The 12,712-nt window shown below is 72.5% G+C and carries 8 protein-coding genes; 1 reads left to right on the top strand and 7 read right to left on the bottom strand.

What is annotated here, in order from left to right; all coding sequences use genetic code 11:
- Window positions 1–22 precede the first annotated feature (22 nt).
- Window positions 23–3,994 carry an FxSxx-COOH system tetratricopeptide repeat protein gene (gene fxsT, locus ACFVIM_RS26405; protein WP_384306024.1) on the bottom strand — a complete coding sequence of 1,324 codons (3,972 nt, stop codon included), beginning with the start codon at window positions 3,992–3,994 and terminating at the stop codon, window positions 23–25.
- A complete protein-coding gene (locus tag ACFVIM_RS26400) occupies window positions 3,978–5,315 on the bottom strand; it encodes a TIR-like protein FxsC (protein WP_384306021.1) in 1,338 nt (445 codons plus the stop codon). The genes fxsT and ACFVIM_RS26400 overlap by 17 nt, the downstream gene beginning before the upstream one ends.
- 1,176 nt (window positions 5,316–6,491) lie before the next feature.
- On the opposite strand from ACFVIM_RS26400, the gene ACFVIM_RS26395 reads away from it, so the two are divergent.
- Complete coding sequence (locus ACFVIM_RS26395; protein ID WP_384306019.1) at window positions 6,492–7,436, top strand: DUF4231 domain-containing protein; 945 nt, start codon at window positions 6,492–6,494, stop codon at window positions 7,434–7,436.
- 16 nt (window positions 7,437–7,452) lie between these two features.
- Here ACFVIM_RS26395 and ACFVIM_RS26390 read toward each other — a convergent pair whose 3' ends face one another.
- From ACFVIM_RS26390 to ACFVIM_RS26370, 5 genes are all read right to left on the bottom strand, one after another.
- The gene (locus ACFVIM_RS26390; protein WP_384306017.1) at window positions 7,453–7,950 is read right to left on the bottom strand and encodes a hypothetical protein; all 498 of its coding nucleotides are present in this window, start codon (window positions 7,948–7,950) and stop codon (window positions 7,453–7,455) included.
- 18 nt (window positions 7,951–7,968) lie between these two features.
- Window positions 7,969–8,865, bottom strand: coding sequence for a S1 family peptidase (locus ACFVIM_RS26385; RefSeq protein WP_384306014.1), 897 nt, complete (start codon window positions 8,863–8,865; stop codon window positions 7,969–7,971).
- A gap of 509 nt (window positions 8,866–9,374) precedes the next feature.
- Entirely contained in the window at window positions 9,375–10,217 is an 843-nt protein-coding gene (locus ACFVIM_RS26380) for a DUF1684 domain-containing protein (protein ID WP_384306012.1), read from the bottom strand.
- Between the two features lie 3 nt (window positions 10,218–10,220).
- A complete protein-coding gene (locus tag ACFVIM_RS26375; protein WP_384306009.1) occupies window positions 10,221–11,558 on the bottom strand; it encodes an LLM class flavin-dependent oxidoreductase in 1,338 nt (445 codons plus the stop codon).
- Window positions 11,555–12,622 carry an LLM class flavin-dependent oxidoreductase gene (locus ACFVIM_RS26370; protein ID WP_384306006.1) on the bottom strand — a complete coding sequence of 356 codons (1,068 nt, stop codon included), beginning with the start codon at window positions 12,620–12,622 and terminating at the stop codon, window positions 11,555–11,557. The genes ACFVIM_RS26375 and ACFVIM_RS26370 overlap by 4 nt, the downstream gene beginning before the upstream one ends.
- Window positions 12,623–12,712 lie beyond the last annotated feature (90 nt).

Here is a 12,712-nt window from a genome sequence, read left to right as displayed (position 1 = left end):
ACCGACCACCGGGCGCGGCGCCTTACACCGAGAGCGGCTCCAGATCGCGGTGGGCGCGGCGTTCCTCGCGGGCCATCCGGGTCAGGGCGTGGTCCTCGCCGAGGAGGCGGCCGAGTTCGCTGACCGTCTCGCCCCGGACGCGGGCGGCCTCCTCCGCCCGGCCGAGCGCGGCGTAGGTGATGGTCAGGTTGGACACCACCGCCAGGACCTCGGGATGGTGCGGTCCGAGCACCTCGCGCAGTGCCGCCACCGCGTGTTCCTCCAGGTCCCGGGCCTCCTCCACGGAACCGAGGTCGGCCAGCGCGTTGGCCAGGTTGACCGTGCTGAAGAGGAAGTGGGGATGCTCCTCCCCCAGCACCCGGAACATGGTCGCGGTCACGGTCCGCAGCAGCTTCGCGGCCTCCTCGACGGAGCCGCTGCCCCAGAGGAAGATGCCCAGGTTGTTCTTGGCCGCCAGGGTGTACGGATGGTCCTCGCCCGGCAGCGCCCGGTACTGGGCGACCACCTCCCGGGCCAGGTCGGAGGCGGCCGCGGGCTCCCCCGCCGCGAACAGGTCGGCGGCGAGGTTGAGGTCGCAGGCGAGCGAGTCCGGGTTCGCGGTGGCGTACCGCGAGCGGTAGTGGTTGCGGGTGGCGGTGGTCAGCCGTCTGGCGTCGTCCAGCCGGCCCGCCCGGCGCAGGGAGACCGCCAGGTTCTTGGCCGTCGCGAGCGTGCCGGAGAAGGTTCTGCCGAGGTGTTCCTTGTACTGCTCGTAGGTCGTGCTCAGCAGCGCGACCGAGTCCTCGTAGCGGCCGACCTCGCGCAGATCGCGGGCGAGGGAGGCGGCGGAGGAGAGCGTGTACGGATGGGTGGGGCCCAGCACCTCCGTACGCCGGTCGAAGACCTCCTGGTCGATCTCGCGGGCCAGGGAGTGGCGGCCGACCAGGCGGAAGCTCAGCGCCAGGTTGTTGGCGGCGGCCAGGGTCCTGGGGTGGGACTCGTGGAAGGTCTGGATGAAGCCGTCGTACGCCTCCTTCGCCAGGTCGATGGCGCGGTGGTACTGCCCGAGCGTGGCGAGGTCGGTGGCGAGGCCGCTGATGGTCATATACGTGTGCGGATGGGTGGGGCCCAGCACCCGGCGCTGGCGTTCCAGGGTGATCTCGTCGAGTTCCCTGGCCTGCGCGTAACGGCCCTGGGTGCGGTAGATGTTGGCGAGGTGGAAGCAGAGGTAGAGGTACTGGAGGTTCTCGTTGCCGAGCATCGCGCGCCAGGTGGTGCGCAGATGGCGGGCGAGCCACTCCGCGTTGTTGAGGTCCCCGCGCTTCCACAGATAGCGGACCCGGTCGATGAGGAGCCTGCGGGTCTCCGCGTCATCGCAGGCGTACGCCTCGGACGGGGCCAGATGGGGCCAGATCGCGGCGAACCGCGGCCAGGTCTCGTGGTTGTCGATGGGCTCGTCGTCGTCGGGGCGGGCACCCGCGAGCACCCGGTGGACGGCGTGGCGTGCCTCCCGGCGCTCCTCCTCGGTCATCTGCTCCCGGATGACCTCCTGGACCAGCCGGTGGACCTGGATGCTGTTGGAGATCTGGTCCACCTTGGCCAGGGCGAACCGGCCGATCTCGCGGATCACCCGGCCGAGGACGAGTTTCTCCTGGAGCGAGGGGTCGTACGGCTTGAGCGCGTCGATCATCTCCTTGCTGTAGAGGAGGTTGGTGGAGATCGGCTCCGCGGCGAAGAAGGCGCAGAGCTGGAGCAGCCGTACGGCGGCGGGCGAGCGCTCCCGGAGCTGTTCGATGGAGATGTTCCAGGTGGCGGTGACCGGTTCGGGGTGTCCGGCGGCCGGGAGGCCGGTCGCGGGGACCACCGGCCCGGTCGCCGGGGAGCCGCCCGTCTGCTCCCGCAGCCGGTCCAGGTACTCGGTGACCGGGTTGGCGGTCTCCGCGATCCAGGCGGCGGCCTGTTCGACGGCGAGCGGCAGATCACCGACGGCGGTGGCGACCTGGTCGGCGTCGTCGGTGTTGATCCCGAGAGCCTTGCGCTGGAGGTGCTCGATGGACTCCTGGCGGAAGAAGACCTGGACGGGCAGCGCGTCCCCGTTCTGGGCCCAGCCCTGGTTCCGTGAGGTCACCAGGATGTGGCCCGGACCCTGGGCGGGGAAGAACTGGCTGATCCGCCCGGGGTCGTCGGCGTCGTCGAAGACCAGCAGCCAGCGGGCCGAGGGGACACCGCGCCGCAGCAGGTCGATGGCCTCACGGGAGGAGGCGGTCATATCGTCGCCGTCCGGGGCGCCCAGCCGCACCCCCAGCTCGGCGAGGGCGGCGACCACGTCATCGGGCTGTTCGGAGGGGATCCACCAGACCAGGTCGTAGTCGGCCATGAAGCGGTGCACATACTCGATGGCGATCTGGGTCTTGCCGACCCCGCCGGGGCCCTGGAGGATCTGCGGCCGCGGTGGCGCGCCGGTCAGCTGCATACCGCCGCCGAGCTGGTCCCGCAGGCGTTCCAGCAGCTCGGAGCGGCCGGTGAAGGCGGGGTTGCGCGGGGGGACGGTGTTCTGGATCTTGCTGACAGTGCCGGGGAAGCGGGGTCCTGGCGCGGTGCTGTCGGGCAGTTCGGCCGGCAGGCCCAGGGCGCGCAGCAGGGTGGTGGCGGCCTGCACCTCGTCCAGCCGGAAGAGGTCGACCGGATTGCGGTCGATATACGGCGTGGTGAGGCGGACATCGCCCACCCGGACCGGCAGCAGTTCATGGCGGGCGCCGCCCGGGGGCTCGTCGGCGGCCCACTGCCAGAAGGCGACCGCCCGGGGGGACTTGAGATAGGCCCCGGAGAGCAGCACCAGGGTGTGCGGGGTGTTCTCCACCATGAAGCCGCCGGTGTCGCTCAGATCGTGGTGGGCCGAGACATCCCGGGGGACGACGCGGAAGCCCGCCCGGGTGAGCAGGGACTCGATCCAGTCCGCCCACATCCGGTTCTCGGCGACATAGCTGAGGGTGACATCGGCGGGGAGGGCGGGCCTGCGCCGGGTGAAGGCGTCCCGGAAGCGGACCCGGGTCTCCTCGGCGACCGGGGGCATGGAGGTGATGCGCTGCTCGGTGACGACGGCGGTGAGCCGTTCGAAGGCGGAGAGCAGGGAGTTGGTGAGCCCGGCCTCGTCGCCGAAGGTGGCCAGGGTCTCCTCGTAGGCGTAGTAGGGGCGGTAGGGGATCTCCACCCCGCCCCAGTACGAGGTCAGTTCGGCGCCGGTGAGGCCGCTGGGGAAGCGGTCGAACTTCACCCGGGCCAGCGCCCGTCCGGTGTCGGCCTTCTCCTTCTCGCCCTCGTCGATCCGCATCGGCACCGGATAGATCTTGATGTTCCGGCCCGCGTAGCGCTCGGCGATCTGACGGGCGACGGAGGCGGCGCCGTCGATGGACTGGTCACTGAGGGTGAAACAGTCCACCAGGATGTCCGGGAGGTGGACGGTGCAGATGTCGGCGATATCGCTCAGTCCGGTACGGCTGTCGATCAGCGCGTAGTCGTAGTTGGCCTTCATGTCGGCGCGCAGGGCGTCGAAGAACGCGCCGCCGCCGAGCCGGTCGTAGAAGTTGTCCCAGTCGAAGGTGGAGACCGTGGCGGAGTACTCGCGGTTCTGGCGGCCCGCCGAGACGAAGTCCAGGGTGCCGCCGTCGGGGAACTCCCAGCCGAAGACCTCGGGGGTGAGGGAGACCGCGTGCGGCTGGACCCGGGCGTAGTCCAGGTGCCAGTCCTCGCCGCGGCGCAGATCGGGGTCGACCGCGGCCCACGCGTACTCGGTGATCATGTCGATCACCCCGGTCGTGGCGCCGAGGGTGGCGGGATCGAGGAAGGGGTGGAAGAAGCGGTGCAGCCCCGGCGCCTCCAGGTCCCAGTCGAGCGCCAGCACCCGCAGCCCGTTGGAGGCCAGGATCCAGGCGGTGTTCGCCAGCGCCATCGTCCGCCCGGTGCCGCCCTTGTACGAGTAGAAGGTGACGACGCGTCCGTCACGATCGGCTGTCATCCGTGTCCTCCGCATCGGGGGCCGTGCCACGCGTGGTCGGTGCGTGGCGGTGGGTGCCGTGTTCGGCCATCGGACCCTCCAGCCAGGGCCTGGCGGGAAGGTCGGCGGCGGCTCCGGTGAGTACCGGGGGCGCGAAGACCTCGGCGTATCTGAGGAACTCGGCGGCCGCCGACTCGACGACCTCCGGCAGGAGCTGACCGAAGTGCTCCATGCTGAGCACCCCCCGGGCGGCCGCCCGGCAGGCGGGGCGGCCCTGGCTCATCTGGTGCGGCATGGTCCGCTCCAGCTTCTCGATCAGCTCGGCCTCCGAGAGACGGCTCTGCGGATCCTCCCGGTTCCAGGGGACGACGACGCTGACCCAGGGCCGCTTCTCGGCGTCGAGGGCGGCGAGCTTGGCGCAGCGGCCGTCGTCCTCCAGTGCCCACCGGTCGATGAGGAGGATCTCGGGCCGGGTGGGCGGCTGGCCCGGTTCGGGTGGCGGTTCCAGGTCGAAGGAGGCGACCGTGGGCTGGTAGTTGAGGGAGCGGACCAGGTCCTGGGCGACCAGGGCGACGGGCCGCGCGGTGTCGGGATGGTAGGGATTCCAGTCCTGGGAGCGCCCGCCGTAGTAGGCGGGGGCGCGCCCCTCCGGGAGGTCGTGCTGGGTGGGCGCGGCGATGGTGAGCTGCATCGAGCGGGTTCCGGACGGCCGGCCGAAGGCGCTGGGCGCGTGCCGGTAGTCGACCGGGCTGCCGGGCGGGATCTGGGTGGTGTCGGCGACGCTGACGATCCGTTTCGCCAGCTCGTACACGGCCGCCTCGTACTCCTCGGCGAAGACGCGGAGCTTGATCAGCCCGTAGAGGCCGTCGGTGACATAGCGGTCGCCGAAGGCCCGGTGGTTGAACTGGAGCCGCTCCGCGGGCCCCGGCAGCTGCTCGGGCGGCATCGGCACCCACAGCGCGGGGACGATGGCCTCGGCGGGCTCGTTGGACTTGGCGTGGTGGTAGATGGCCCGCTGGGCGAAGGCGTACCACTCCTTGCCGCACATCTCGCTGGCGAAGAACCGCGGTGAGAAGAGCGGTACGAACACCCGGCAGGTCGCCAGGACATCGCCCAGCCGCTCCGACCAGCCCTCACCGGAGCGGATCTCCCGGTCCATGAAACCCGCCGGGGACCCGGCCGGGAGGTCCGTCATGGCCATCACATGGCCGCAGAGGTCCCGGAAGAGGCGCTCCACCCACATGTCCGGGTCCGGGCCCCCCGCCCCGTACCTCGGGGTGTGCGCATAGCTGAGGAAGAAGTACGGCCGGTGGTCCGCCGTACGTCGCGCGTAATCCGACACTCGACCCCCGTCTTGTCAACGCCCGCCTCGCGCCCGGTACGCCGTGCGGTCCGGGCGACGTTCTCGCCCTGTCCCCCACACCGTCCGGGCGACGTCTTCGCCGAGGGACCGGTGGGTCCCTTTCCCGGCGGCCCCGATTCCCGCTCCCCGGTCGGCGCGCGGGCTTCCTGAGCGGCCGTCGTTCCGTCCGGGAGCGCCCGCGCGGGCGTGCGACGCCCTCTCCAGGACCGTGATTCCTGTGATTCCTGCGATTGCTGCGATTCCGGCGATTGCTGCGATTCCGGCGATTTCCCTGATGAGATCCATACCGGCCCGGCGTCGGGCACGGACGGCGGCCCGTTCTTGATCCTTTCATTCCCCACCCCCCGGCGGGCCGCGGAATTCCCCAACAATACGACTGCCGACCGGCTTTGGCCCCGGATGCGGAGCGAGGAAATAGTGGCCGTTCCCCAGGCCGTCAATGGTCTGGACGAATGCCGTACGGGGAACGGTTCCCGGGCTCTCCGGAATACCAGCTCAGCGGTGGTGCGGCCCCGCTCCGGCGCGGGAACGGGGGGTGGCACGCTCCGGTGGTACGGCTCCGCTTCGGGGGCGTCCAGCTCGGCGCACGGCGTGTCGGCGCGGCGGGGAGCGGCCCTCGGGGTGCCCCCAGGACGGCGCTCCGGTTCCGTATCCGGCTCGGATCCGGCCGGGGCGCCCTGGAGGGGACCAGGGTCCGCCTCGGAAACGTCCGAGTTCCGACGAGATGACGGCCGGTTTCCGTCTGATCTCCGCCCGGCTTCCCTGTGCTCTCCGCCCGGATGGCAACCGGACCGCGACTGATTTACGACCGGATTCCGACCGGATTCCGACCGGATTCCGACCGATTTGTGACCTGTTTCCGAACGAGTTCGGGCCTTGGATAGGTCCGGGAAAGAAGCGGGACGCGACGGAGATCACCGTACCGAGTCCGGCACCCGCCGGACAGGGAACGACCGGCGCAGGCGCGGGCGACGCACCATTGCGATGTCCGAGGGCGCGACTTTACGCTCAGGGCGACTCCATCCGGCCACACCCTCGTACGCAATGAGCACACGCGTTTCGGGAATTGCCCCACGACACCTGGGCAATGCATTCGGAAGTGGATATTCCGGTGGTGGGGGTGGCGGTGCGGCGCCGCGTACACAGGGGGCAGAGATGACAGCCATTCCCGAACCACGACACACCACCGGCCTCGTCTTCCGGGGCTCCGACCTGCCCCCGCTCTTCCACCGGGCGGACACGGCGGCCATCACCCGCCAGCGGGAGGCCATCGCGGCCACCCGGTTCCAGCTGCTGCTCCTGGTGGCGGGCGCGGCCGCGGCCGCCCTGCCCGGCGACTGGCGGCTGGGCGAACTCCATCTGGCGGGCGCGATCGGAGTCCTCGCCTTCGCCGGGGTCCTGCTGACGGGATACCGCGCCGCACGGCTGCGGGCCGCCTCCCAGTGGCGGCTCAACCGCTCGGCCGCGGAGTTCATCAAGTCGCTGTGCTGGCGCTACGCGGTGCACGGCGCGCCCTTCGACGGCCGGTCCGAGCGGGCCGACGGGAGCGATGAGCTGTTCACCGCCCGGCTGGAGGAGGGCCTGCGCGAGCTGGTCAAGGTCGGCTGGCAGGACCCCCGCGCCCAGGAGACCGCCCTCGCGCGCGGCGAGCTGATCACCCCGGCGATGCGGCGGCTGAGGTCACAGCCGCTCCCCGTGCGCCGCGAGACCTACATCAGGGACCGGCTGATCGAACAGCGCAACTGGTACCACCGCAGCGCCGAACACTCCCGCAGGGCCACCCGGATCTGGTCCCTGGCGATCGGACTGCTGACCCTGCTGGCGCTGGTGCTCTCCCTGCTGCACACGCTCTCCGTCACCGGAGGCGCGGCGCTGGCCGGGCCCCTGGCCGCGGCCGCCGCGGGCTCGCTGACCTGGGGCGAGATCCGGCGGCACCAGCCGCTGATCGCGGCGCATTCGCTGGTGGAGGAGGATCTGGCGGCGATGCACCGGGCGATGGAGAGCACGGTGACGGAGGCGCAGTGGCCCTCGGCCGTCTATGAGACCGAGCGGATCGTGTCCCCTCAGCACACGGACTGGCTGGCCCGCCATCGGGCATGAGGCGGGCGGGAGCGGCTCACGGGCGGATCAGACCGGACTGCCACAGGATCGTGACGGGCTTGCCCAGCTGGCGGGCGTAGCGCACGATGTCCGCCGTTCCCCCGACCCCTCGCGCGGGCTCCCCGTCCCACACGGCCACCAGCCGGTCGCACCGGTCCGCGATATAGGCCCCGGCGGCGTAGTACGCCTCCCCGCTGGAGCGCGCGTACCCCATCCGTACCTCGCGCGTCGCCCGCCTCCGTAGCCGCAGGAACCCCGCCAGCTCACCGGGCTCGGTGAAGTCGTCGGTGTAGTCGCCGCTCGGGATGACCGCCGTCAGTTCCGCCCCGCAGTCCAGCGCGATGTCGGCGAAGAGCTGATCGGCGCCGACCGCGAGACAGGAGAACGCCTCAAGCCCGCCGCCGTGGCCGTTCAGCGCGTCCCGGATCCCGGCGCTGATATGGGGATAGACCTCGGCGGGCAGATGGCGGTGCCCGGTCACCCCGACGCGCAGTACCCGGCCCCCGTTACGCACCCGTTCCCCCGATCGTCCTCAGTAGACCCGCACCCCGTAGGCGCTCAGCGCCTCACCCACCGGCTGGAAGAAGGTGGTGCCGCCGTGGGCGCAGTTCCCCGTACCGCCGGAGGTCAAGCCTACGGCGCGGCTGCCGGAGTAGAGGGGGCCGCCGCTGTCGCCGGACTCGGCGCAGACATTGGCCCTGATCAGGCCGTGGACGACATCGCCGTGGCCGTAGTTGACGGTCACGTTCAGCCCGGTGACCCGGCCGCTGCGCACCCCGGTCGCGGCGCCCCGGCGGGTCACCGGCATCCCGACGCTGGCGGCGGCCACGCCGGTGATGTCCACGGTGCCGACGCCGCCGGGCCGGGGTATGTCCGCGTTGGCGTAGCGGACGAGCCCGAAGTCGTCGCCGGGGAAGCTGGAGCGGACCGTCGGCCCGATGGGGTTCTTGCGGGCGGCGTCCGTGTACCAGGTGGTGGTGGACTGGGTGCAGTGACCGGCCGTCAGAAGGTAGTAGGCGGAGCCGCCCCGGACGTTGAACCCGGCCGAGCAGCGCCAGCCGATGGCGTGCACGGGGTCGCCCCCGGCGAGGAGTTTGGTCAGCACGCCGGGGGTGTGCTCCACATGGATCGCCCCGGCGTGGGGCCCGGCGGCCTTCCGTACCCGGGAGAGCTGGGACGGCGAGACGGTGCCGTCGACGGTGACGACCAGGGTCCGGCTGGAGGTGTCGACATGCCAGGCGGTGCCGGGTACGTCGGCGGCGCGGACGGCCTCGCTCGCGGCGGCCAGCTCGGACGTGCCGTAGCTCCGGGTCTGTTCGGCGTCGGCGACGGGCATCACCGGCGCGGAGAAGACCGTCACCAGACAGAGGGCGGCGGCGAGGCGGGGGTGGCGCAGCGCCACCGCGACGGGGGCCAGGGAGCGCGCCATGACCGCCCAGACCGTTCGGGTCGGGGTGCGCCGGGCGCCCGGCCCCCCGGTCGCGGAACCACAGGTTCCGCCACCAGTCCTCGCGGACGCGGTCCCGGAGGCGGACGCGGTCTCGGTCGCGGTTACGGACGCGATCTGGGACTCGGAGGCGGCGGCGGTCCCGGACGCGGTCACCGGGCGGGGTGTGCGGGCGGCGGCGGGCGCGGGGGGCGGGGACTCCCCCGCCCCTGACGCGGACGGGCCGAGCCGCCTCGCCACCCGGCGTCCGGTCCCTGCCGCCGCCCTGGTGGCCGGAGCGCGCCCGGTCCCCACCCGCCGTGCCGGTCTGTCGGTCCTCACGTGCCCGTTCCTCCCGAGCGGAATCCCTGCTCGGGAGTATTCGGGCCGTCAATAAGGCGCGCAAGGGGGCCTTTCGGCCCCCGGCGTGGGCCACCAGCGCGGCTCACCCGGGACACCAGCCGGGCTGGGGCGGGACCGCCCGTCCGCAGCCGTACGTCCCCGCCGCCGGGTCAGTGCGGGCGGACCGCGCGCTCCCCGGCCGTGACCGGCACGGTCAGGGTGTTCCCGGGCGGCGGGAAGGGACAGATGAAGTGGTCGGCGAAGGCGCACGGCGGGAGCAGGGCGCGGTTGAAGTCGACCGTGACCGCGCCATCGGCCGCCGGTGGCTCCGGGCGCAGGAACCGGAAGCGGTAGCTTGTGCTTCCGCTGGTGGTGTCCGCGAAGACGGCCCAGAGGGAGCCATCGGACTCGACCACCACCTCCAGGGTGTGCTCCTGACCGTCGACGGTGAAGACGATCCGGCCCGAGAGACCGAGCCCGCGCTCCCGCCCGTCGACGTTGGCCACCTGGATGTTCCGGCTCTCCGGATACGCCTCGAACCGGCCCGGCAGCGTCCAGCGCGGATCGTACGGGTCGCTCTCGATGCCCGTGAACGCCCGGCGCGCGGGCGCGGCGGGGTCGAAGTCGCGCACCGCCCACGCCCCCTCGCGGCGCAGGACGACCAGCCTCCGGTCGCCGTACGCGACGCGCGAGCGCGGGATGGGACCGTGGTCGGCGCCGAGCCTGACCGTGCCGCTGACGGGGTCGCCGTCGACGGTGAGCCGCACCTCGCCGCCGTCCGTGGCCGTGAGCCGCGTCTCGTCGTCGGCGGCCGTGAGCACCACCTCGTCACCCTCGGCGGCCCAATGCCCCGGAAGCCCCGGAAGCTGTCCGTCCGGGTGGTCGTCGAGCCAGTGCGTACCGGTGAGCGAGAGCGGCCCGTGGGGCGCGGCGATGGTGGCGAGCCGCTGCTCATGCCACTCCTGCCACGCCTGCTCGGGGGAGCCGTCCGCGCGCTGTGTGTCCGTACTCATGTCTCAACCCTTCCACACCGGCTCGGCGAGCCCGAGATGGGAGCGGAGCGTGGTGCCCTCGTACGCGGTACGGAACGCGCCGCGCTCCTGGAGCAGCGGCACCACCTGGTCGACCACCTCGTCGAGCCCGCCCGGAGTGAGCTGCGGGATCAGGATGAACCCGTCGGCCGCGTCCGCCTGGACGAAGGCGTCCATCGCCTCGGCGACACCCCGCGCGGTACCGACGAAACTCTGGCGCGCGGTCGTCTCGATCACGGTCTCCCGGATGGAGAGCCCCTTCTCCCGCGCCAGCGCCCGCCAGCGGTCGGCGACGGCGCGCGGGTCGCCGACCCGGACCCGCCCCTGGCTGAGGGTGGCGCCGGGATCGGGATCGATCTCCGGCAGCGGCCCGTCCGGATCGTACGAGGAGAGATCGCGGCCCCAGATCTGCTCCAGCGTCAGGAGCGCGGTCTCCGGCGAGACCTGCTGGCGGCGCAGGGCGGCGGCACGCTCCTGGGCCTCGGCGTGGGTGTCCCCGAGGACGACGGTCACCCCCGGCATGATCCTCAGCTCGTCGGACCCGCGGCCGTACGCCGCCAGCCGCCGGTGCAGATCGGCGTGGAAGGCACGGCCCGTCTCCAGGGTGGAGTGCCGGGAGAAGACCACGTCGGCGGAGGCGGCGGCGAACTCCCGGCCCTCCTCGGAGTCCCCGGCCTGGATCACCACGGGGTGCCCCTGGGGCGAGCGGTCCACCGTGAACTCGCCCTCGACCGTGAAGTGGGCGCCGTGGTGCGCGAGGCGGCGCGGTGGGCCGCCGGGGATCCAGGAGTCCCACAGGGAGCGCGCCACCCGCACGAACTCCGTTGCCCTGGAGTAGCGGTCGGCGTGGTCGAGGAAGCCGCCGCGCCGGAAGTTCTCCCCGGTGAAGGCGTCGGAGGTGGTGACCACGTTCCAGGCGGCGCGGCCCCCGCTGAGATGGTCCAGTGTGGCGAGGCGCCGGGCCAGTTCGTACGGCTCGTTGAAGGTGGCGCTGACCGTGGCCGCGAGACCGATCCGGTCCGTGACGGCGGCCAGTGCCGACAGGACCGTCAGGGACTCCGGCCGCCCGGCGACATCGAGATCGTGGATCAGGCCCGCGCGCTCGCGCAGCCGCAGCCCCTCCGCGAGGAAGAAGAAGTCGAACAGCCCGCGCTCGGCGGTCGTGGCCAGATGGTGGAAGGAGGAGAAGTCGATCTGGCTGCCGGAGTGCGGGTCGGACCAGACGGTGGTGCTGTTGACGCCGGGGAAGTGGGCGGCGAGATGGACGCGCTTACGGTGCGGGGCCGTGGCGCGGGCGGTCCTCGTGGTCCTCGGCGCGGTCATGAGCGGCTCCCCGTGGTGGCGTACCGGCTGGCGGGCCGGGCGAGACCCAGGTGCTCACGCAAGGTGCCACCCGGATGGAAGGTGCGGAACAGGCCCCGGTGCTGGAGCAGCGCGACCGTGCCGTTGACGATCCGCTCCAGATCGCGGCCCGGCCGGATCGGGGCGAGATGGAAACCGTCCACCGCCCCGCCCCGGTGCCAGCGGATCAGCAGCTCCGCGAGATCGACCGGGCCTCCGCTGAAGTGCCCGGCCCTCGGGCCCGGCCGCTCCGACAGTCCCGGCTCGGGCGCGGACTCGCTCTCCCCCAGATCGACGACCAGGCTCACCAGCACCCGCAGCGCGGCCGGATCACGGCCGTACGCGGCCGCCTCCGACCGCAGCGCCGACCGCAGCGAGGCCGCCTGCTCCGGTGAGACCGCCCGCAGCAGCACCACATCCGCGTGCCGGGCGGCGGCCCTGCGGCCCCACTCCCCCGTGCCCGCGATATCGACCACCGTCACCGGCCTGCCCTGCGGCGGCCGGGGCACGGTCGACGGCCCCCGGACCGAGAAACCCGACCCGGCGAAGTCGACATGGTGCACCTTGCGCCGGTCCAGGAAGCGGCCCGTGGCCGCGTCCCGGATCTCGGCGCCGTCCTCCCAGCTGTCCCAGAGCCGGGCCACCACATCGGCGACCTCCGCCGCCTCCCGCCACAGCTCCGCGCCGGACGCCGCCGGGCGGCGGCCGAAGAGCCGGGCCTCCGCCTCCGTCGACGACACCTCCACCCGCCAGCCCGCCCGGCCCTGGCTGACCCAGTCCAGCGTGGCCACGGCGGTGGAGACATGGAACGGTTCCGTGTGCGTCGTCGTCACCGTCGGCACCAGCCCGATCCGCTCGGTCGCGGGCGCGACCCGGGCGAGCACGGCGAGCGCGTCGAGACCCGGGCGGGCGAAGGAGTCGCCGAGGGTGACGAAGTCCAGGGCGCCGTGTTCGGCGAGGCGGGCGAGGGTGACGAAGTGGGTGGGGTCGTGTTGGGGCGGACCGTCGAGGGCGACCCCCATGTGCAGCGGACGTGTACCGGACATACAACTCCTCTTCCTTCTCGCTCCATCACTTCCGGACCCGCCCACAGCCCTTGAGGGCACCCCCCGTGCCGGGGCCGCGCCCGCGTGCGC

This window comes from Streptomyces sp. NPDC057638 (genome assembly GCF_042800315.1).
Classification (GTDB): Bacteria; Actinomycetota; Actinomycetes; order Streptomycetales; family Streptomycetaceae; genus Streptomyces.
The sequence above is the reverse complement of the archived record's forward strand: the minus strand, read 5'-3'. Positions and strand labels throughout refer to the sequence as shown.

Excerpts from the sequence above, each read along its gene's own strand:
- fxsT (WP_384306024.1), bottom strand. The coding sequence starts at position 3,994 with ATGACAGCCGATCGTGACGGACGCGTCGTCACCTTCTACTCGTACAAG.
- ACFVIM_RS26395 (WP_384306019.1), top strand. The coding sequence starts at position 6,492 with ATGACAGCCATTCCCGAACCACGACACACCACCGGCCTCGTCTTCCGG.
- ACFVIM_RS26385 (WP_384306014.1), bottom strand. The coding sequence starts at position 8,865 with ATGGCGCGCTCCCTGGCCCCCGTCGCGGTGGCGCTGCGCCACCCCCGC.
- ACFVIM_RS26380 (WP_384306012.1), bottom strand. The coding sequence starts at position 10,217 with ATGAGTACGGACACACAGCGCGCGGACGGCTCCCCCGAGCAGGCGTGG.
- ACFVIM_RS26375 (WP_384306009.1), bottom strand. The coding sequence starts at position 11,558 with ATGACCGCGCCGAGGACCACGAGGACCGCCCGCGCCACGGCCCCGCAC.
- ACFVIM_RS26370 (WP_384306006.1), bottom strand. The coding sequence starts at position 12,622 with ATGTCCGGTACACGTCCGCTGCACATGGGGGTCGCCCTCGACGGTCCG.